This is a genomic window from Acidovorax sp. SDU_ACID1 (genome assembly GCF_045291395.1).
GTDB lineage: Bacteria > Pseudomonadota > Gammaproteobacteria > Burkholderiales > Burkholderiaceae_C > MR-S7.
In genome coordinates, this window is sequence record NZ_CP152342.1 from 2,957,918 (window position 1) to 2,976,941 (window position 19,024).

A 19,024-nucleotide genomic window follows, 5' to 3' on the forward strand; every position below is an offset into this window, starting at 1 on the left:
ACAGGCGCTGGCGCACGGGTGCGCGACAATCGGCGGCTTTGCCCCGCCGCAACTCCTGCCCGTGTCCACTCCCTGCTTTGATGCCGTCATCGTCGGCGCCGGCGCCGCCGGCCTGTTCTGCGCCGCCCAGGCGGGCCAGCGCGGGCTGAAGGTGCTGCTGATCGACCATGCCGAGAAGGTGGCCGAGAAGATCCGCATCTCCGGCGGCGGACGCTGCAACTTCACCAACCGCGAGCTCGACCCACGCGCGCCGCAGCGCCACTTCGTGGGCAGCAACCCGCAGTTCTGCCGCTCGGCGCTGGCGCGCTACACACCCGCCACATTCATCGCCCTAGTGCAGAGGCACGGCATCGCCTTCCACGAGAAGCACAAGGGCCAGCTGTTTTGCGACCGCTCCTCCGAGGACCTCATCACCATGCTGCTCGCCGAATGCGCCGAGGGGCGCGTGGAGCGCTGGCAGCCCTGCGGCGTGAAAAACATAGCCTTTTCAGCCTCCAGCGCTTGCCAGCCAAGCGCCAGAAGCTATCAAATCGATACCGACCGGGGGCAGGTGGAGGCACGCAGCCTAGTCATCGCCACGGGCGGGCTGTCCATTCCCAAGATCGGCGCGACGGATTTCGGCTATCGACTGGCCCAGCAGTTCGGCCTGCCGCTGGTGGAGAGGCACCCGGGGCTGGTGCCGCTCACGTTCGACGGTGAGGCCTGGGCGCCCTATGCCCAGCTCGCGGGCCTGGCACTGCCGGTGGAAATCAGCACCGGCGCCAGGAAGGAGCGCATGGCCTTCCACGAAGACCTGCTGTTCACGCACCGCGGCCTGTCCGGCCCGGCCGTGCTGCAGATTTCCAGCTACTGGCAGCCGGGCACGCCCATCGCCATCGACCTCGCGCCTGGCGTTCAACTCCCCTCCGCGCTGGCCCAGGCCAAGGCACGGTCGAAGAAGCGCATTGCCAACGAGCTCGCCACCCTCGTGCCCAGCCGCCTGGCCGATGCCTGGGCTGGCCAGAGTCCGGAATGGCAGCGCCCCATCAACGAGGCTTCGGACAAGGCCCTCGCACGCCTAGCCGAGCGGCTGGCGCGCTGGGAAATCACGCCGACGGGCACCGAGGGATACAAGAAGGCCGAGGTCACGCTGGGCGGTGTGGACACGCGAACGCTCTCGCAGCAGACCATGGAATGCAAAACCCAGCCGGGCCTGTATTTCATCGGCGAGGTGGTGGACGTGACGGGCTGGCTGGGCGGCTACAACTTCCAGTGGGCCTGGGCCAGCGCCCATGCCTGTGCACAGGCACTTCCGATGCAGGCCTGAATCCGCTCAGTTGACGCGTATCAAATAAAAAACGGGCCGTTACGTCAGAAAGCGGACTTTTTGTTCAAGAATCGCCTATCCGCCATTAACGGTGTTTGACATTCCTTCAGCGAGATCCAATGCGCAGAAAAAACTCCTGCCCCCGCTGGCCCTGGCCGCCAGCCTGCTGGCCGCCAGCCTGCCTGCCTCGGCCTATGAAGTGCAGGCCGGCAAGATCCTCGATGGCGCGGGCCGCACCGTGCAGTTGCGCGGGGTGAACTGGTTCGGCTTCGGCACCGACATCAAGGTGGTGCACGGGCTGTGGACGCGCAACTGGAAGGACATGATCGACCAGATGCAGGGGCTGGGCTTCAATGCCGTGCGCCTGCCCTTCTGCCCCGCCACGCTGGACGGCGTCACCCCGGGCGGCATCGACTACTACCGCAACCCCGACCTGCGCGGCCTCAATTCCCTCGAACTGATGGACCGCGTGGTCGATGAGCTCAGCGGCCGGGGCATGTACGTGCTGCTGGACCACCACACGCCCGACTGCCAGAACATCAGCGAGCTCTGGTACACGCCCAACTACAGCGAGCAGGAGTGGATCAGCGACCTGGTCTTCGTGGCCCAGCGCTATGCCCAGGTGCCTGGCGTGATCGGCCTCGACATCAAGAACGAGCCCCACGGCGCCGCCACCTGGGGCGCTGGCAACCCCGCCACCGACTGGAACCGCGCGGCCGAGCGCGCGGCGGCTGCCGTGCTGCAGGCCGCGCCGCACTGGCTGATCGCGGTGGAAGGCATCGGCGCCAGCAACACCTGCTCCAGCCAGGGCGGCCATTTCTGGGGCGGCAACATCGAGCCGCTCGAATGCACGCCCCTGGACATTCCCGCCAACCGGCTGCTGCTGTCGCCGCACGTCTACGGCCCGGACGTCTACGAGCAGAGCTACTTCAACGCGCCCGGCTTCCCCGCCAACATGCCCGCCATCTGGGAACAGCAGTTCGGCCGCTTCGTGCAAAAGGGCTATACCCTGGCCTTGGGCGAATTCGGCGGCAAGTACGGACAGGGCCTGGCACACGACGTGGCCTGGCAGGACGCGCTGGTGGACTACCTCATCGCCAAGGACATGCGCAACGGCTTCTACTGGTCGTGGAACCCCAACAGCGGCGACACCGGCGGCATCCTGCAGGACGACTGGCAGAGCGTGCGCAGCGACAAGGTGCGCCTGCTGCAGCGCCTGTGGGGCGATGGCACGGAGCCCACGAACCCACCGCCACCGCCACCGCCACCGCCACCGCCACCGCCACCGCCACCGCCACCAGCCGCCAATTTTGCGGTCATGGCGACGATCTATACCGACTGGACCAGCGGCTACTGCCAGCGCGTGAACGTCGTCAACATGGGCGGAGCGCCGGGCGAATGGACGGTCACCACCCAGGTCAGCGGCACCATCAACAACCTGTGGAACGCGCAGTGGACGCAGCAGGGCAGCCAGCTCACGGCCTCCGGCCTGCACTGGAACAAGACCCTGGCACCCGGCGCGACGGCGGAATTCGGCTTTTGCGCTCAGCGCTGAAGCCGCCATCCCCTCATGCAAAGCAGCCCATGGCTGCTTTTTGCGGATTTTAAATATTCATTTAAAATGAATCTTAAGCCGCTGACACCCTTTTAGACAGGCTTCCCCATGACCCCGTCCCCACTCGTTTCCGCTTCTTCCACAGCCCAGCCGGCCGTGGCGCTCCAGGGCTGGCCGCTGCTGCGCCTGGGCTTTCGGCCCTTCTACCTGGGCACGGCCCTGCTGGCTTGCCTCTCGGTGCCGCTGTGGATCGCCGTGTTCCTGGGCCACGTGTCATGGCAGTTCCCGGTGCCTGCGCTGCTGTGGCACGCGCACGAGATGCTGTTCGGCTTTGCCGCCGGCGTGGTGGTGGGGTTCCTGCTCACTGCCGTGAAGGCCTGGACGGGGCTCGAGACCGCACGCGGCCCGCTGCTGGGGGCGCTGGCCCTGCTCTGGCTCGCGGCGCGGCTGGCGGCGCTGGTCGCGCCCTATCCCGTCTACGCGGCGCTGGACATGGCGCTGCTGCCGGCCGCGGCGGCCGTGCTGCTGCGCGTGCTGCTCAAGGCCGGCAACAAGCGCAACATTCCCCTGGTCTCGCTGCTGCTGATGATGGCGGCGGCCAACCTGGCGTTCCACCTGTCGGTGCTCGGCGCCATCGCCCTGCCCGCCATGACGGCCTTGTACGCGGAACTGGCGCTCATCCTCATGGTGGTGTGCGTCATCACCGGCCGGGTGGTCCCCATGTTCACGCGCAACGTGACGCCGGGCCTGGTCATCCATGTGTCGCGCCGGTTTGAGCTGTCGCTGCTGGCCTGCACAGCCCTGGCCCTGGCACTGTGGGTGCTGTCCGCGCCAGCGCCCGTGGTGCTGGCAGCCAGCCTGGCCGCCGCCGTGCTGCACGCCGTGCGGCTGTGGAGCTGGCACCCGCTGGTCACCCGCAAGCGCCCCATCCTGTGGATCCTGCATGCCTCCTATGCGTGGCTGCCGGTGGGCTTCGCGCTGCTGGCGCTGGCCCAACTGGCCTGGGTGCCGCCGACCCTGGCGGTACATGCCTTTGCCGTGGGCGTGATCGGCGGCCTCATCATCGGCATGGTCACGCGCACGGCGCGCGGCCACACCGGGAGGCTGCTGCAGGCCTCGCGCGGCGAGATGGCGGCCTACGCGCTGGTGATAGCTGCCGCCGTGCTGCGCGTGCTGGTGCCCGCCGTACAGCCGGCCTGGTATGCCTGGGCGCTGGAAGGTGCCGCCTGCCTGTGGGCCATCGCCTTCGCGATCTACCTGGCGATCTACACCCCCTGGCTGATGCGCACCCGCCTGGACGGCAAGGACGGCTGACGGCCTGCCCCTTCCCCCTTTTCCACTCCCCTTATTGAAAGGTTGAACCATGAGCCAAGCCGTTTCCGTGATCGACGTGCGCACCATCGTGCCCTTCGAGCGCCATGCGCTGATCTTCGGCCGCCTGGACGCGCTGGATGCCGGCCAGTCGCTGCAGATCGTCAACGACCACGACCCCGTGCCGCTGCACATACAGCTCGAAGGCCGCGCCCCGGGCCAGTTCCAATGGACCTACCTGCAGTCCGGCCCGCAGTTGTGGCAGATCGAGATCACCAAGAAGGCCACCCAGGCCCAGGCCGAAGACTCCTGCTGCTCCGGCGGCGCCTGCTGCGGCTGATCCGCACTCAAGCGCCCGCCACGGCGCTCCAGCGCTCCATGCCGAGCCAGTCACGCAACGCCACGGCGCCCTGCGGCGTGACCTCCAGCGCGCGCGAGCCCGGCACGCGCCGCAGCCAGCCGCTGTCCACGCAATGCACGCAGAGCATGGCCCCAAGCCGCCCGGCCACGTGCGGACGGCGCTCGCTCCAGTCCAGGCAGGGGCGGCACGGCGGACGCCGCGCGGGTCCGGCCTGCGGCACGGCCAGCCCCAGCGGCCGCAGCACGGCCGCTGCGCGCGCGGTAACACGGCCACCGGCCTCGTCGTCGAACGCGATCGCGCCCTCTTCCAGCAAGTGCGCGGCGATGGCTACGCCCAGACGCCCCGCGATGTGGTCGTAGCAGGTGCGCGCCCTGCGCAGTGCGGCGTCGCGCGGCCCCAAGGCCATGGGACGAGGCGCGTCCGCCTGCCGCACGGCCAACTGCATCAGCCCTTCGAGCAGGCGCGCCACCTCGGCCGAGGCCAGGCGGTGATAGCGGTGGCGTCCCTGCCGGTCCTGCACCAGCAGCCCCGCCTCCACCAGCAGGCCCAGGTGGCGGCTGGCCGTGGCGGCCGACACGCACCCCGCCTCGGCCAGTTCGCGCGCCGTGAGCGCCCGCCCGTCCATCAGCGCGAGCAGCATGGCCGTGCGGGCGGGCTCGCCCACGAGGGCGGCAATGCGCGCGATCTGGTTGGTATTCATGCCGGCAGTGTGCCGGAATGTGCATGGCCCGTGCTTCGTTTCAGAGCGAAGCATCGGTCCCCGGCTGCGGTGCACGATGGCGGCATTCGCCACCACCGGAGCCCCACCCCATGCCCCTCACCTGCTTCATCCGCTACGAGATCGACCCATTCCAGCGCGAAGCCTTTCGCGCCTATGCCGAGGCCTGGGGCCGCATCATCCCGCGCTGCGGCGGCCACCTCGTCGGCTATTTCCTGCCCAGCGAAGGCACCAGCTACGAGGCCTGGGGCCTGATCGCCTTCGACAGCCTGGCCGCCTACGAGGCCTACCGCGCCCGCCTGCGCGCCGACCCGGAGGGCCGCGCCAACTTCGAGCGGGCGCAGCGGCAGCGCTTCATCCTGCGCGAGCAGCGCAGCTTCACCGAGGTGGTGGACGGCACCCTCGCCCGCCCCGCACAGCCATGATCGCCGTGATCTTCGAGGTGGATCCCGCCGCCGGCCAGCGCCAGGCCTACCTGGACATCGCCGCCGGCCTGTACGAGCAACTGCAGGCCATGGACGGCTTTCTCTCCGTGGAGCGCTTCGAGAGCCTGTCCACGCCCGGACGGCTGCTGTCGCTGAGCTTCTGGCGCGACGAGGCGGCCGTTGCCCGCTGGCGCGCGCTGCCGCAGCACCGCGCGGCGCAGACGGCAGGACGCGCAGGCGTGTTCTCCCACTACCGGCTGCGCGTGGCCACCGTGCTACGCGACTACGGGCTGAACGAGCGCACCGAGGCGCCCGCCGAATCGCGCGCCAGCCATGCGCACCCCGCATTGCCTCCCGACATGAACTCGCTATAATGTCGGGCTCTGCTGGCATGCCCCGTCGGCCGGATACTAGTTACAGACGGGGAAAACCGCCGCGCACGGCTTTCGGGCCCGATCTTCCCGGGAACCCTCTGCGGGCACATTTGGAAAACATTAGCTAATGACCACCATCCGTGTAAAAGAAAACGAACCCTTTGACGTGGCCCTGCGCCGCTTCAAGCGCACCATCGAGAAGCTGGGCCTGCTGACCGACCTGCGCGCCCGCGAGTTCTACGAGAAGCCCACCGCCGAGCGCAAGCGCAAGAAGGCTGCTGCCGTCAAGCGCCACTACAAGCGCGTGCGCAGCATGCAACTGCCCAAGAAGCTGTACTGATCGCAGCCCGGCGTTTCACCGACGCCCGCAAAACCCGCGCTAGGGACGCCGAGCGCGGGTTTTTTGTTTTTCATCCGAAGGAAGAAGCCATGAGCCTGAAGGACCAGATCACCGAAGACATGAAGACCGCCATGCGTGCCAAGGACAGCGAGCGCCTGGGCACCATCCGCCTGCTGCAGGCCGCGATGAAGCAAAAGGAAGTGGACGAGCGCATCACGCTCGACGACGCGGCCGTCGTCGCCATCGTGGACAAGCTCATCAAGCAGCGCAAGGACAGCATCTCCGCCTTTGAGGGCGCGGGCCGCCAGGACCTGGCCGACAAGGAAAAGGCCGAGATGGCGGTGCTGGCCGCCTACCTGCCCGAGCGCATGTCCGAGGCCGAGGTGGCCGAAGCGGTGAAGGCCATCGTGGCCGAGGTGGGCGCCAAGGGCCCCGGCGACATGGGCAAGGTGATGGGCGTGGTCAAGACACGCCTGGCGGGCAAGGCCGACATGGGCCAGGTCTCCGCCGCCGTGAAGGCCGCGCTGGCGGGCTGAGGCTCCCGCAGGGCCTGCTGCAGTCAGGAATGCGCCGCAGGCGCCACCGAAGCGCCCTGGATGCCATGGCGCGCCAGCGCATCGGCGACGAATCCGCTGGCTTTCATCTCCTCGACGAAGGCGCGCAGTGCGGCCGCTGCCGCTTCGCCCCGGCTCCTGGGCAAGCCCATTGCCTGCTCGATCACCATGAAGCGCCCCGGCAACAGGCGCAGGCCGCCCAGGCGCGCGGCGTCGGCCTCGAGCTGCTGTCGCACGCCGGCCGCCACGCCATGCCCTTCGCGCACGAATACGTCCACCACCGTGGGCGAGGTCGGCGCACGCGCGATCCGTGCAGCCTTCAGCGCGCGCGTCAGATACAAGTCATAGGCGCTGCCCTGCCCGACGGTGACCGTGGTGCCAGCGCGGTCCACCTCGTCGTTGCTTTGCAAGGGGGAATCGCCGCGCACCAAGTACGCGCCTTCGATCAGCACATAGGGCGCGGTGAATGCGATGCCTGCGCCACGCAGCGGGTCGATGGCGAAGAAACCGATGTCCGCCACCTCGCCGGTCACGGCCTCGACCGATTTGCCTGCGGCGTCGAACACCACGAGCTCCAACTCCGCGCCCAGCCGCTTTGCGAAGACCCGCGCCAGATCGACCGACACACCGCAGGGTGCGCCTGCCGCGTCTCGCCCGGCAAGAATGGGATTGCCAAGATTGATGGAGGCGCGCAGCCGGCCCGTTGGAGTGAACGCGGCGGCGGCGTCCTTGTCGATGTTCTGCATGGTGGAAGTATCTCCTTTCGCCACGGCGCGGTTCACAGGCCGGCACGCTGGCGCAGCAGGGCCAGCGTGGCGTTGTCGAACTCGATGCCGGCGGTGCGCTGGCGTGCCATGTTGCGCAGTTCGATCTCGCCGGGAACGATCACCGGCCGCTCCTCTTGCGCGGGCGTGCTGCCGTGCAGGATGGCGGCGAAGTCGGCCATGCGTGCGGCCAGCCACGCGGTGCTGCCCAGCCGGCGCGTGTCGATCAGCACGAAGAAGTGGCCCAGGTTCTGCGGTTCGTCGGGCGCATCGACCCAGGATTTCACGTGCGTCAGATACGCGGCGTCCGACAGCAGCCCGGCGAAAAGATCGACCAGCAGCGCCAATCCATACCCCTTGTGCCCGCCGATCGGCAGCAGGAAGCCGTCGAGCGCCGCCTTGGGATCGGTGGTGGCGCGGCCAGTGCTGTCGGTGGCCCAGGTGTCGGGGATCGGCTGGCCGGCCTTGAGCGCATTGCGGATCTTGGCGCGCGCCACCACGCTCATCGCCATGTCGAGCATGAAGTGCGCGCCCTGGGAGCCTGGTACGCCGAAGCCCAGCGGGCTGTTGCCCAGGCGCGCATCGGTCCCTCCCCAAGGGGCGATGGTGGTGGTGGCGTTGCTGCCGATCATGCTGGCGAAGCCCTGTTCGGCCGCCAGGTAGCTGTAGGGCGAGACGGGGCCGAAGTGGTTGCTGCCGCGAACGAAGGCCGCGCCGATGCCGCATTCGTGCGCCACTTCCATCGCTGCGCGCAGGCCATGCATGCCCACCAGCGGACCGGCGCCGTTCCCGCCATCGACCTTAACCAGTCCCGGTGCGGCACGCTCGATGGCGATGCGGGGAGTCTTGCAGATGCCCCCCATGTCCAGGCGCTCACCGTAGGACTCGATTCGGCTCAGGCCGTGCGTGGACAGGCCGAACAGGTCGGCCAGCAGCAGGACCTGCACTACATCGCCGGCATCGCCGGGCGGCAGGCCCAGCGCCTCGAAGGCGCGCTGGCCCAGGGCCTGCAGTTCGGGCTCTGCGATGAGAGTCTTGGAGGAAGTGCTCATGGTGTGTTTTCCCTCGGTTCGTGAGATGAAGAAGCGGCAGGCTCAGTTCGCGCTCAGCCGGGCGTGGCGCACCACCTCGCCCCAGCGCTTTTGTTCGGCGACGATGAAGGCCGAGAAATCCTTCGGCCCCAGGGGGGCGGGCGTGCTGGAGTCTTCCTCCAGCCGGCGGCGCACCGAGGCCGACTGCAGCGCCTTGACCGCCTCGGCGTGCAGGCGCTCGACCACGGCCGCCGGAGTCTTGGCGGGTACGAGCAGGCCGAACCACTGCGAGCTTTCGAAGCCGGGATAGCCGCTTTCCGCCACGGTCGGCACATCGGGAATCGCGGGCAGGCGCTGGGCCGCGCCCACGGCCAGGATGCGCAGCTTGCCCGCCTTCACGTGCGGCAGGAAACCCGGCAGGCCCGCGGCGGCGGCGTCGATGTTGCCGGCGAGCAGATCGGTCATCTGCGCGCCAGTGCCTTTGTAGGGCACGTGGGTCACATTGATGCCGGCGGCCAGCTTCAGCATTTCGAAGGCGAGATGGCCCGCGCTGCCGTTGCCGGCCGACCCGTAGTTGAGCTGGCCTGGTGCGGCCTTGGCCCGGGCCACGAACTGCGCCAACGACGTTGAGGAGTCGGCCGGCCCCACGGCGAACAGCATCGGAACCTTGGTCAGCAGCGCCACCGGGGCGAAGTCCTTGAGCGGGTCGTAGGGCAGCCTGGGCATCATCGCCGGGTTGACAGCCAGCGTGCCCACATGGCCCAGCACGATGGTGTAGCCGTCGGGCGCGGCGCGAGCGGCATCCTGCATGGCGATGGCGCCCTGGCCGCCGGCCTTGTTGTCCACGAACACGGTCTGGCCCAGGCTCTGGCCCATCTCCACGGCCAGCGCGCGGGCAATCACGTCGGAGCTACCGCCCGGCCCGTAGGGCACGATCAGGCGGATCGGGCGCTGGGGCTCCCAGTCCCGCGCGGCATGGGCCGCTCCCAGCCCGGCGGCCATCATCAGCACGGCCAGCGGCGCGCCCAGACGGCGCAAGGCCACGCGTGAGAAAGAGCGCAAGAAGCGCTGCGGTTGTGGTGTGTTCATCGGTCGTCTCCTTTGGATGGAGCGGATGATCGGCGCAGGCATTACATAGGTAAAGCGCAAATATTCGATGAATAATTGCGTCTTCCACAACAATCCGGACCACGCCGAGCTCATGAATTTCGACCTTGCCGACTTGCGCGCCTTTCTCGCGGTGGCCGATCTGTCGAGCTTTCGCGCCGCATCCGAAGCGCTGCACCTGTCGCAATCGGCGCTGTCGCGACGCGTGGACAAGCTGGAGGACGCGCTGGGCGTGCAACTGTTCACGCGCACCACACGCAAGGTAGAGTTGACGACCGTGGGCCGGGCCTTCGTGCACCGCGCGCGCAACGTGCTGGGCGAGCTGGAAAGCGCGCTGCTCGGCATCCAGGACGTGGCGCAGCGCCTGTCCGGCGAGGTGACGCTGGCCTGCGTGCCCTCGGCCGTGGGGCACTTCCTGCCCGCCGCCATCGGCAGCTATCACCAGCGCTACCCGCAGATCCGCATCCGCGTGCTGGACGAAGCGTCGAGCGACGTGCTGCTGGCCGTCACGCGTGGCGATGCGGACTTCGGCGTGACCTACATCGGCACGCAGGAGGCGGACATCGAGTTCCGCCCGCTGATGGAGGACGCCTTCGTCGCCGCGTGCACTTCGGCCCACCCCTTGGCGCGCAGGAAGCGCGTGCGCTGGGATGAGCTGACCGGCCACGCCTACATCACGCTGGCCCAGGGCAGCGGCAACCGCTTCCTGATCGACCAGGCGCTGGCCCACAGCGAGCGGCGCCCGCGATGGTTCTGCGAGGTCAACCACGTGCCTGCGCTGGTCAGCATGGTCGAGGCGGGGCTGGGCATCGGCGTGCTGCCGCGCATGGCGCTGCCGCCAGGCGACGGCGACGGCCGGCTGCATGCCATCCGCCTGACCGATCCGCAGGTCACCCGCACGCTGGGGCTGATCTCGCGCCGGGGCAAGCCGCTGGCGCCAGCGGCGCGGCTTTTCTACGACCTGCTGGTGGAAAGCGCCGGCGGGCGGCGCAGGGGTCCGGCGCTCCAGCCTTCGGCGGACCCGGCCACGCCCAGACGGGCAAAGTGATTCTGCAGGAACTCCACGGCAACCCGCACCTTCGCCGAACGGCTCAGGCGGCCCGGGTACACGGCCCAGATGTTCGCCTTCTGGCCCCACGGCGCCAGCACCTGCACCAGACGGCCCGTCTGCAGTTCCCGGGCCACGTCCCAGACCGAGCGCAGCACGATGCCATGCCCGTCCACCGCCCACTGCACCGCCATCTCGCCATTGTTGGCCGACAGCGGCCCGGTAACCTTCACCGTGCGCTCCTCGGCGCCGGCGCGCAGCTTCCAGACGCCGAACGGATGGTCGCGCTCCTTGATGACCAGGCAGTCGTGCGCGGATAGCTCGTCGATGCCGCGCAACATGCCCTTGCGCGCGAGGTAGGCGGGCGCCGCGCACAGCACGCGGTGGTTTTCAGCCAATTGGCGCGCGATCAGGTGCGGCTCGATCTCGTCGCCCACGCGCACGTCCAGATCGAAGCCTTCCGCCGCCACGTCGACCAGCCGGTCGAAGACGTCCAGCCTCACCTGCAGCCCCGGATACCGAGCCACCAGCTGCGACATGGCGGGCGCCACCACGTTGCGGCCAAAGCCGAAACTGCTGCTCACCCGCAGCAGGCCGCGCGGCTCGCCCTGCGCGGTGCTCACTTCCTGCACCAGATGGTCGATGTCGTCGAGGATGCGCTGCGCCCACTGGAAGACGCGTTCGCCCTCCTGCGTGACGGTCACGCGCCGCGTGGTGCGGTGCAGCAGCTTCACGCCCAGCTCCTCTTCGAGCAGGCGAATGCGCTTGCTCACGTAGGCAGGCGAGGCGCCCAGTTCCTGCGCCGCCGCCGCGAAGCCCGCGCGGCGCACCACGGAGAGGAAGACGCGCAAATCCTCGGGCGACAGGTTTTTAGACACGATCTGTGAACAATAGCACTACGTAACCATGATTGTCTTCAATCCACAATGGATCGACAATGCCGGCCAACAGTTACCAACCCGAAAGCCAACCATGTCCCAAACGAAAAAAATCGCCGTCCTCGCCGGGGACGGCATCGGCAAGGAAGTCATGCCCGAGGGCCTGCGCGCCGTGCAGGCCGCCGCCCAGCGCTTCGGCCTGACGCTCGACGTTCACCACTTCGAATGGGCGAGCTGCGACTACTACGCCGAGCACGGCAAGATGATGCCCGACGACTGGAAGGCGCAACTGCAGGGCATGGACGCCATCTTCTTCGGCGCCGTGGGCTGGCCCGCCACCGTGCCGGACCACGTGTCGCTCTGGGGCTCGCTGCTCAAGTTCCGCCGCGAGTTCGACCAGTACATCAACCTGCGCCCCGTGCGCCTGTTCGAGGGCGTGCCCTGCCCGCTCGCGGGCCGCAAGCCCGGCGACATCGACTACTACGTCGTGCGCGAGAACACCGAGGGCGAATACACCTCGCTCGGCGGCATCATGTACGAGGGCACCGACCGCGAGATCGTGATCCAGGAATCGGTCTACTCGCGCAAGGGCGCCGAGCGCCTGCTGAAGTTCGCGTTCGACCTGGCCGCCAGCCGTCCGCGCAAGCACGTGACCCTGGCCACCAAGAGCAACGGCATCGCCATCAGCATGCCCTGGTGGGACCAGCGCGCCGAAGAAGTGGCCAAGGACTACCCCGGCGTGGCGCTGGACAAGCAGCACATCGACATCCTCACCGCACGCTTCGTGCTGCAGCCGGGCCGCTTCGACGTGGTGGCGGCCACCAACCTGTTCGGCGACATCCTCTCCGACCTGGGCCCCGCGACGACCGGCACCATCGGCCTGGCCCCCTCGGCCAACCTGAACCCCGAGCGCACCTTCCCCAGCCTGTTCGAGCCCGTGCATGGCTCGGCGCCCGACATCTACGGCAAGAACATCGCCAATCCCATCGCGATGATCTGGTCCGGCGCGCTGATGCTGGACTTCCTCACCCAAGGCCAGGGCGCCGGCCGCGCCGCGCACGACGCCATCGTGTCCGCCATCGAGGAAGCCATCAAGAACGGCCCGCGCACGCCCGACCTGGGCGGCACGGCCAGCACCACGCAGATGGGCGAGGCCATCGCCGCGCTCATCGCCAAGGGCTGAGCGCCCGGCGGGGTTCACCCCGCTTTTATTTTGATAGCTGCTCGCGCTTGCTGTATAAGCGCTAGCGGCTATTTTTATATCGAACTCAGGGTTCGCGCGCGTCCGGTACCAGAGGAGCGCCCTCGTCCTGCGACGCCCGGCCCGCGCCCAGCCCCAGGGCGCCACCAGCCGCCATGCCGACACCGCCGCCCTGCCCACCGCCACCGCCGCCGCCCCGGCCTCCCGCATTCGCGGCGCCGCCCCGCCCGCCCGCCGCCGGGCTGCGCACCGGGCCCTGCTTGGGGATGGGCAGGTCGGCCGGCACGGCCTCCAGCTCCAGCACCTCGCGGATGAAGTCGCGCAGCGAGACCACCAGCGCGGCCGTCTCTACCTGGCGCCCGGCCACCATGTCGTTGGCGGCCTGCACTGCCAGCCGCACCTGCTCGGCCGTACCCAGCAGGACCACGTCGGACAGCGCGGCCTCGACCGCGTCGCGGATGCGGCGCCGGCGCTCGGAGTTGCCTTCCTCCGGCGCCGCCTCGCCGGGCGCGCCGTCCGCCGCGGCGGCATGCGTGCGCAGGTCGCGCAGGTGGCGGGGGTCCACGGCAAGGTTGCCGGTGAAGGAACCGCCCAGCGTCTTGTAGGCGGCGATCAGCGTTTTCAGCCGCTCGTTGATCTGGCGGTTCTGCCGCTCGCGGCGCTGCTGGATGCGCTGCATCACCAGCAGCCGGATGCCCACGGCCACCAGCGTGACGAGCACCAGCCCCAGCAGCGTGGACAGCATGCCCTGCCAGGAGCTGAAATCGATCAGGTTGCGCATGGTGGCGGAAAGCGTAGCAGAACGGGCAGGCTCACTCCCCCTGCGTCAGCAGTTGCGCCAGCCGCGCCTGGATCCACAGGGCCGTGTCGTCCAGCACCGCGCCCTGCAGGCTCAGCATGCGCACGGCCAGCGGAGGCAGGCGCAGGTCCTGGCAGTCCAGCGCCAGGATGCGCCGCTCGATGTCCGGGGTCTGGGCGATGTTGCGCGGCAGGATGCCCCAGCCCAGGCCGTCCGCCAGCATTTCGGCCAGCACGTAGAAGCCGTCCGTGCGCCAGACGCTGGGGCTGAGCACCAGTTCCTCCACGCCCTCGATGTGCATGAGCAGCTGCCGATGGCCGGCCAGGTCCTCACGCGTGGTGCGCGCACGGCCCGCCAGCGGGTGGTCGCGCGCCACGCACACCATCTGCGGCACGGAGGCCACGTAGCTCTGGGCGAAGCAGGCGTCGGCGGTGCCCCGGTCGAACTGGAAGGCCAGCTGCGCGCGCCGGGTCTCCACGTCGCGCGCGACCTCCGCCGCCGTGCCGCCCAGCAGGGTCAGCTCCAGCGCGGGAAACCGCCCCGCCAGCTCCCGCAGCAGGCGGGCGACGGGCTGGTAGGGCAGCGCCTCGTCCACCGACATGCACAGCCTCGCGGCCTGACCCGCCGCCAGGGCCTGGGCGCGCAGGTCCAGCGCCCGCGCCTGGTGGAGCAGGGACCGCGCCTCCAGCAGCATCACCTCGCCCGCCGGGGTGAGGTGCACGGAGCGCCCCACGCGGTGGAACAGCGCCAGGCCCAGGTCAGCCTCCAGCAGGCCCACCGCCGTGCTCACCGCCGACTGTGCGCGGCCCAGCCGGCGGGCGGCCTGCGTCATCGATCCGCAGTCGGCCACGGCGACGAATTGGGTCAGGCGGTCTAGCGTCCACTCCATTCATCCATTTTATTGATTAGCCTGAACTTTTATCAACTTGAAAATAGATCGATCATCGGCCTGTCTACAACCCAAGAGAAGTTCCATGCACACCCCCGCCGCCCCCTGCCACACCCCGTCTGCGGCCGCACCGGCCAGCCGGTGGCTGGTGCTGGGCATCGTGTCCGTCGCGCTGCTGCTCATCGTCATCGACATGACAGTGCTCTACACCGCCCTGCCGCGCCTCACGCACGACCTGGCCGCAGGCGCCTCGGCCAAGCTCTGGATCATCAACATCTACTCGCTCGTCGTCTCGGGGCTGCTGCTGGGCATGGGCACGCTGGGCGACCGGCTGGGCCACAAGCGCCTCTTCATGGCGGGGCTGGCCGTGTTCGGCGCCGCGTCGCTGGCGGCGGCTTTCGCGCCGGCCACCGGTGTGCTGATCGCGGCGCGCGCCCTGCTGGGCGTGGGCGCGGCGATGATGATGCCGGCCACGCTGTCGCTGATCCGCCTGAGCTTCCACGACGAGCACGAGCGTGCGCTGGCCATCGGCATCTGGGCCTCGGTGGCCTCCGGCGGTGCGGCGTTCGGCCCCGTGGTGGGCGGCGTGCTGCTGGAACATTTCTGGTGGGGGTCGGTGTTCCTGATCAACGTGCCCATCGTGCTCGTCGCCCTGCCGCTGGCCTGGCGCTGCATTCCTGCCAGCGCCGGCCACGGCGCGCGGCCCTGGGACCTGGCCGGCTCGCTCCAGGTGATGGTGGGACTGGTGGCCTGCACCTTCGCCGTAAAAGAACTGGGCAAGCCCTCGCCCGACTGGCCGCTGGCCGCGCTGGCCCTGGCGGCGGGCGCGATCTTCCTGTGGGTCTTCGTGCGCCGCCAGCGCCGCAGCGCCCATCCGCTGCTGGATCTGGAGCTGTTCAGGCACCGGGGCTTCCGCATGGCCGTGGTGTCGGCCCTCGTGGCCTCCGCCGCACTGCTGGGCATGGAGCTGGTATTCACCCAGCGCCTGCAGCTCGTGCTGGGCCGCAGCCCTTTGGCCGCCGGCTGGGCGATGCTGCCGCTGCCGCTGGCGGCCTTCGTCGCCGGGCCGGTGGCAGGGCGGCTGCTGCCGCGCTGGGGCAGCGCGCGGCTGCTGGCTGTCGCCCTGCTGGCCTCGGGCCTGGGCATGGGCGGCTACCTGGCGCTGCACCAGGCCCCGGTCCTATGGCAGGCGTCGAGCCTGGCGCTGCTGGGCGCGGGCGTGGGCGCCGCGATGACGGCGGCCTCGGCCACGCTGCTGACGAGTGCGCCGCCCGACCGCGCGGGCATGGCCGCCTCGGTGGAAGAAGTCTCCTACGAGCTGGGCGGCGCGCTGGGCGTGACGGTGATGGGCAGCCTGCTCTCGGCCGTCTACACCCGCACGCTGGCGCTGCCCGATGCGGCGCTCCTGCCCCTGCAGGTGCGCGACGGCCTGGACGAGGCCCTGCGCGCCGCCGAAAGCCTGCCGCCGCCCGCGGCGCACGCGCTCACGCAGGCGGCCGGCGCGGCCTTCGACAAGGGCTTTGCCGCCGTGCTGCTGCTGGCCACCGGCCTGCTGCTCGCCACGGCGTGGGCCGTGTGGCGGCGCATGCGCTGAGCGCCCGGGGCCGCGATACCTTTGATAATGTGGCCCCTCTCTCCCCGGCAGCCCCTGTGCGCGCCCAGTGAAGGCCAGAATGACAGTGGACGAATCCAGCACCCTCCCCCTCCAGCCCCGCCCCCCGCCCGCCCAGGGGCCAGGCGGCGGCGCCCGCCGACTTCTCGCATCACACGCCGATGATGCAGCAGTACCTGTCCCTCAAGGCCCAGCACCCCGACACGCTGCTGCTCTACCGCATGGGCGACTTCTACGAGCTGTTCTACGCCGATGCAGAGAAGGCCGCGCGCCTGCTGGACATCACCCTCACGCAGCGCGGCCAGTCGGGCGGGCAGCCGGTGGTGATGGCGGGCGTGCCCTTCCATGCGCTGGAGAACTACCTGGGCCGGCTCATCAAAATGGGCGAGTCGGTCGCCATCGCCGAGCAGGTGGGCGAGGTCGGCGCGGCCAAGGGGCCGGTGGAGCGCAAGGTGGTGCGCGTGGTCACGCCCGGCACGCTGACCGACAGCGAACTGCTTTCGGACAAGAGCGAATCCATGCTGCTCGCCCTGCACCAGGGCGCGCGGGCGCGCTGCGGGCTGGCGTGGCTGTCCGTCACGCAGGGCGTGGTGCACCTGGCCGAGTGCGCGCACGACGAGGTGGGCGGCTGGCTGGCGCGCATCGCGCCCAGCGAGGTGCTCTACAGCGCGGGCGTCACCCAGCGCTTCGAGGAGCAGCTGACCGCGCTGCGCCAGGGCGGCCTGCTGGCCTGCCCCTGAGCCTGCGGCCCGACTGGCAATTCGACGGCGCCCTGGGCCAGCGCAAGCTGCTCGAACACCTGGGTGCGGCCAGCCTGCAGGCCTGGAACGCCGAGGGCCTGCAGCACGCGCACGCCGCCGCCGCCGCGCTGCTGCAGTACGCCGAGCACACGCAGGGCCGCGCCCTCACCCACTTGCACGGCGTGCGCGTGCAGCAGAGCGATGAACTCATCCACCTGCCCGCGGCCACGCGGCGCAACCTGGAGCTGGTCAAGACGCTGCGCGGCGAGGACGCGCCCACGCTCTTTTCGCTGCTGGACACCTGCATGACCGGCATGGGCAGCCGCCTGCTCAAGACCTGGCTGCTGGAGCCCCGCCGCGACCGCGCGGATGCGCGCCAGCGCCTGTCCGCCACCACCGCCCTGCGTGGCGCGGGCAGCGGCCAGGGGCCGTGGCAGGTGCTGCGCGGCGAGCTGCGCGGCGTGAGCGACGTGGAGCGCATCACCGCCCGCATCGCCCTGCGCCAGGTGCGCCCGCGCGAGCTGGTGGCGCTGGGCCAGACGCTACGAAAAGCAGAGCTGCTCGCGCTTTCCACACAAGCGCCGGAGCCGTTTTTGGCTCAAATCTTCAGCGACCTGCACCCGCCCGTGGACTGCGCGGCCCTGCTGCGCGCCGCGCTGCTGGAAGAGCCCGCCGCGCTGGTGCGCGACGGCGGCGTGATCGCCCCCGGCTTCGACGCCGAGCTGGACGAACTGCGCGCCATCCAGACCAACTGCGACGACTTCCTGCTCGACCTGGAAACGCGCGAGAAGGCCCGCACCGGCATTCCCAACCTGCGCGTGCAGTTCAACAAGGTGCACGGCTTCTACATCGAGGTCACCAGCAGCCACGTGGACAAGGTGCCCCATGACTACCGCCGACGCCAGACGCTGAAGAACGCCGAGCGCTTCATCACGCCCGAACTCAAGACCTTCGAGGACAAGGCCCTGTCAGCCCAGGAGCGCGGCCTGGCGCGCGAGAAATGGCTCTACGAACAGGTGCTGGATCAGCTCCAGCAGCACGTGCCCCAGCTCACGCGCGTGGCCCAGGCGCTGGCCACGCTGGACGTGCTGTGCGCGCTGGCCGAGCGCTCGCTCACCTTGAACTGGTGCGCGCCACAGTTCGTGGGTGAGCCGTGCATCGACATCGAGGCCGGCCGCCACCCGGTGGTGGAAGCGCGGCTGCAGGAGACCTCCAGCGGCGCCTTCATCCCCAACCACACGCGGCTGAACGCCAACACGCGCATGCAGATCATCACCGGCCCCAACATGGGCGGCAAATCGACCTACATGCGGCAGGTGGCGCTGATCGTGCTGCTGGCCAGCATGGGCAGCCACGTTCCCGCCGCCGCATGCCGGCTGGGGCCCACCGACGCCATCCACACGCGCATCGGCGCGGCGGACGACCTGGCCAACGCGCAGTCCACCTTCATGCTGGAGATGACCGAGGCCGCGCAGATCCTGCACGGCGCCACGCCGCACAGCCTGGTGCTCATGGACGAGATCGGCCGCGGCACCAGCACCTTCGACGGCTTGGCCCTGGCCAGCGGCATCGCCACCCACCTGCACGACCGCACCAAGGCCTTCACGCTGTTCGCCACGCACTACTTCGAGCTGACGGAGCTGTCGGCGCGCCACCAGCATGCCGTGAACGTGCACGTGGGCGCGGCCGAGGCGGGCGCGGACATCGTCTTCCTGCACGAGATCCAGCCCGGTCCGGCCAGCCGCAGCTACGGCATCCAGGTGGCCAAGCTGGCGGGCGTGCCCGCCGCCGTGCTGAACCATGCGCGCCACACGCTGGCCGCGCTGGAGGAGCGCGCGGGCGAGGACGATCTGCAGGTGGACCTGTTCGCGCCGCCGCCCACGCCCGAGATGCAGGCCGCCAGCCCCGTGGAAACCGCCCTGGCGCAGATCAACCCCGACCAGCTGTCCCCGCGCGAGGCGCTGGACGCGCTCTACCAGCTCAAGCGGCTGTCCCCGGGCTGAGCGCCCGC

The 19,024-nt window shown here is 69.7% G+C and carries 18 protein-coding genes and 1 pseudogene; 12 read left to right on the forward strand and 7 right to left on the reverse strand.

Annotated elements, in window-relative coordinates:
* The first annotated feature begins 61 nt into the window (after positions 1-61).
* The 4 genes from AAG689_RS14585 to AAG689_RS14600 all read left to right on the forward strand — a co-directional run bounded on the left by AAG689_RS14585 (position 62) and on the right by AAG689_RS14600 (position 4,512).
* Positions 62-1,306 (forward strand): NAD(P)/FAD-dependent oxidoreductase, encoded by a 1,245-nt coding sequence (locus AAG689_RS14585; RefSeq protein ID WP_406622641.1) that lies wholly within the window; start codon positions 62-64, stop codon positions 1,304-1,306.
* Positions 1,307-1,397: 91 nt separating this feature from the next.
* Positions 1,398-2,861 carry a cellulase family glycosylhydrolase gene (locus AAG689_RS14590; protein WP_406622642.1) on the forward strand — a complete coding sequence of 488 codons (1,464 nt, stop codon included), beginning with the start codon at positions 1,398-1,400 and terminating at the stop codon, positions 2,859-2,861.
* A 108-nt stretch (positions 2,862-2,969) separates the two neighbouring features.
* Positions 2,970-4,175 carry an NnrS family protein gene (locus AAG689_RS14595; RefSeq protein WP_406622643.1) on the forward strand — a complete coding sequence of 402 codons (1,206 nt, stop codon included), beginning with the start codon at positions 2,970-2,972 and terminating at the stop codon, positions 4,173-4,175.
* Between the two features lie 49 nt (positions 4,176-4,224).
* Entirely contained in the window at positions 4,225-4,512 is a 288-nt protein-coding gene (locus AAG689_RS14600) for a DUF2249 domain-containing protein (RefSeq protein WP_406622644.1), read from the forward strand.
* A gap of 7 nt (positions 4,513-4,519) precedes the next feature.
* Here the strand turns inward: AAG689_RS14600 and AAG689_RS14605 are convergent, their stop codons facing one another.
* Entirely contained in the window at positions 4,520-5,233 is a 714-nt protein-coding gene (locus AAG689_RS14605) for an ArsR/SmtB family transcription factor (protein WP_406622645.1), read from the reverse strand.
* A 110-nt stretch (positions 5,234-5,343) separates the two neighbouring features.
* Between AAG689_RS14605 and AAG689_RS14610 the strand changes: the two genes are divergently transcribed.
* From AAG689_RS14610 to AAG689_RS14625, 4 genes are all read left to right on the forward strand, one after another.
* Positions 5,344-5,676 (forward strand): NIPSNAP family protein, encoded by a 333-nt coding sequence (locus AAG689_RS14610; protein ID WP_406622646.1) that lies wholly within the window; start codon positions 5,344-5,346, stop codon positions 5,674-5,676.
* Positions 5,673-6,050: an antibiotic biosynthesis monooxygenase family protein gene (locus tag AAG689_RS14615; RefSeq protein ID WP_406622647.1), complete on the forward strand. Its 378-nt coding sequence runs from the start codon at positions 5,673-5,675 to the stop codon at positions 6,048-6,050. Before AAG689_RS14610 ends, AAG689_RS14615 begins: the two co-directional genes overlap by 4 nt.
* 127 nt (positions 6,051-6,177) lie before the next feature.
* Positions 6,178-6,390, forward strand: a complete 213-nt coding sequence (gene rpsU / locus AAG689_RS14620; protein WP_007833691.1) for a 30S ribosomal protein S21 — start codon at positions 6,178-6,180, stop codon at positions 6,388-6,390.
* Between the two features lie 89 nt (positions 6,391-6,479).
* Positions 6,480-6,926, forward strand: coding sequence for a GatB/YqeY domain-containing protein (locus tag AAG689_RS14625; protein WP_406622648.1), 447 nt, complete (start codon positions 6,480-6,482; stop codon positions 6,924-6,926).
* Positions 6,927-6,949: 23 nt separating this feature from the next.
* Here the strand turns inward: AAG689_RS14625 and AAG689_RS14630 are convergent, their stop codons facing one another.
* Genes AAG689_RS14630 through AAG689_RS14640 form a run of 3 tightly spaced genes read right to left on the reverse strand, consistent with a single transcriptional unit; the run spans position 6,950 to position 9,828 of the window.
* On the reverse strand, positions 6,950-7,690 hold the full coding sequence (locus tag AAG689_RS14630) for a transporter substrate-binding domain-containing protein (protein ID WP_406622649.1): 741 nt from the start codon (positions 7,688-7,690) through the stop codon (positions 6,950-6,952).
* A 32-nt stretch (positions 7,691-7,722) separates the two neighbouring features.
* Positions 7,723-8,760: an Ldh family oxidoreductase gene (locus AAG689_RS14635; RefSeq protein ID WP_406622650.1), complete on the reverse strand. Its 1,038-nt coding sequence runs from the start codon at positions 8,758-8,760 to the stop codon at positions 7,723-7,725.
* A 42-nt stretch (positions 8,761-8,802) separates the two neighbouring features.
* Positions 8,803-9,828 (reverse strand): Bug family tripartite tricarboxylate transporter substrate binding protein, encoded by a 1,026-nt coding sequence (locus tag AAG689_RS14640; RefSeq protein WP_406622651.1) that lies wholly within the window; start codon positions 9,826-9,828, stop codon positions 8,803-8,805.
* A 112-nt stretch (positions 9,829-9,940) separates the two neighbouring features.
* Between AAG689_RS14640 and AAG689_RS14645 the strand changes: the two genes are divergently transcribed.
* Positions 9,941-10,894 carry a LysR substrate-binding domain-containing protein gene (locus tag AAG689_RS14645; RefSeq protein ID WP_406622652.1) on the forward strand — a complete coding sequence of 318 codons (954 nt, stop codon included), beginning with the start codon at positions 9,941-9,943 and terminating at the stop codon, positions 10,892-10,894.
* On the opposite strand, the gene AAG689_RS14650 is transcribed toward AAG689_RS14645, so the two are convergent.
* Positions 10,801-11,772, reverse strand: a complete 972-nt coding sequence (locus AAG689_RS14650) for a LysR substrate-binding domain-containing protein (RefSeq protein WP_406622653.1) — start codon at positions 11,770-11,772, stop codon at positions 10,801-10,803. The two genes, AAG689_RS14645 and AAG689_RS14650, sit on opposite strands and share 94 nt — an antisense overlap.
* A gap of 94 nt (positions 11,773-11,866) precedes the next feature.
* On the opposite strand from AAG689_RS14650, the gene AAG689_RS14655 reads away from it, so the two are divergent.
* On the forward strand, positions 11,867-12,955 hold the full coding sequence (locus tag AAG689_RS14655; protein WP_406622654.1) for a tartrate dehydrogenase: 1,089 nt from the start codon (positions 11,867-11,869) through the stop codon (positions 12,953-12,955).
* 85 nt (positions 12,956-13,040) lie between these two features.
* Here the strand turns inward: AAG689_RS14655 and AAG689_RS14660 are convergent, their stop codons facing one another.
* Complete coding sequence (locus tag AAG689_RS14660) at positions 13,041-13,754, reverse strand: hypothetical protein (RefSeq protein WP_406622655.1); 714 nt, start codon at positions 13,752-13,754, stop codon at positions 13,041-13,043.
* 31 nt (positions 13,755-13,785) lie between these two features.
* Entirely contained in the window at positions 13,786-14,661 is an 876-nt protein-coding gene (locus AAG689_RS14665; RefSeq protein ID WP_406622656.1) for a LysR family transcriptional regulator, read from the reverse strand.
* An 85-nt stretch (positions 14,662-14,746) separates the two neighbouring features.
* On the opposite strand from AAG689_RS14665, the gene AAG689_RS14670 reads away from it, so the two are divergent.
* Both AAG689_RS14670 and mutS read left to right on the forward strand, forming a co-directional pair.
* Positions 14,747-16,255: an MFS transporter gene (locus AAG689_RS14670; RefSeq protein ID WP_406622657.1), complete on the forward strand. Its 1,509-nt coding sequence runs from the start codon at positions 14,747-14,749 to the stop codon at positions 16,253-16,255.
* A 179-nt stretch (positions 16,256-16,434) separates the two neighbouring features.
* Positions 16,435-19,016: pseudogene (gene mutS / locus AAG689_RS14675) on the forward strand (DNA mismatch repair protein MutS).
* Positions 19,017-19,024 lie beyond the last annotated feature (8 nt).

Excerpts from the sequence above, each read along its gene's own strand:
- AAG689_RS14670 (WP_406622657.1), top strand. The coding sequence starts at position 14,747 with ATGCACACCCCCGCCGCCCCCTGCCACACCCCGTCTGCGGCCGCACCG.
- AAG689_RS14660 (WP_406622655.1), bottom strand. The coding sequence starts at position 13,754 with ATGCGCAACCTGATCGATTTCAGCTCCTGGCAGGGCATGCTGTCCACG.
- AAG689_RS14630 (WP_406622649.1), bottom strand. The coding sequence starts at position 7,690 with ATGCAGAACATCGACAAGGACGCCGCCGCCGCGTTCACTCCAACGGGC.
- AAG689_RS14635 (WP_406622650.1), bottom strand. The coding sequence starts at position 8,760 with ATGAGCACTTCCTCCAAGACTCTCATCGCAGAGCCCGAACTGCAGGCC.
- AAG689_RS14615 (WP_406622647.1), top strand. The coding sequence starts at position 5,673 with ATGATCGCCGTGATCTTCGAGGTGGATCCCGCCGCCGGCCAGCGCCAG.
- AAG689_RS14605 (WP_406622645.1), bottom strand. The coding sequence starts at position 5,233 with ATGAATACCAACCAGATCGCGCGCATTGCCGCCCTCGTGGGCGAGCCC.
- AAG689_RS14645 (WP_406622652.1), top strand. The coding sequence starts at position 9,941 with ATGAATTTCGACCTTGCCGACTTGCGCGCCTTTCTCGCGGTGGCCGAT.
- AAG689_RS14625 (WP_406622648.1), top strand. The coding sequence starts at position 6,480 with ATGAGCCTGAAGGACCAGATCACCGAAGACATGAAGACCGCCATGCGT.
- AAG689_RS14655 (WP_406622654.1), top strand. The coding sequence starts at position 11,867 with ATGTCCCAAACGAAAAAAATCGCCGTCCTCGCCGGGGACGGCATCGGC.
- AAG689_RS14610 (WP_406622646.1), top strand. The coding sequence starts at position 5,344 with ATGCCCCTCACCTGCTTCATCCGCTACGAGATCGACCCATTCCAGCGC.
- rpsU (WP_007833691.1), top strand. The coding sequence starts at position 6,178 with ATGACCACCATCCGTGTAAAAGAAAACGAACCCTTTGACGTGGCCCTG.
- AAG689_RS14595 (WP_406622643.1), top strand. The coding sequence starts at position 2,970 with ATGACCCCGTCCCCACTCGTTTCCGCTTCTTCCACAGCCCAGCCGGCC.
- AAG689_RS14600 (WP_406622644.1), top strand. The coding sequence starts at position 4,225 with ATGAGCCAAGCCGTTTCCGTGATCGACGTGCGCACCATCGTGCCCTTC.
- AAG689_RS14640 (WP_406622651.1), bottom strand. The coding sequence starts at position 9,828 with ATGAACACACCACAACCGCAGCGCTTCTTGCGCTCTTTCTCACGCGTG.
- AAG689_RS14665 (WP_406622656.1), bottom strand. The coding sequence starts at position 14,661 with ATGGAGTGGACGCTAGACCGCCTGACCCAATTCGTCGCCGTGGCCGAC.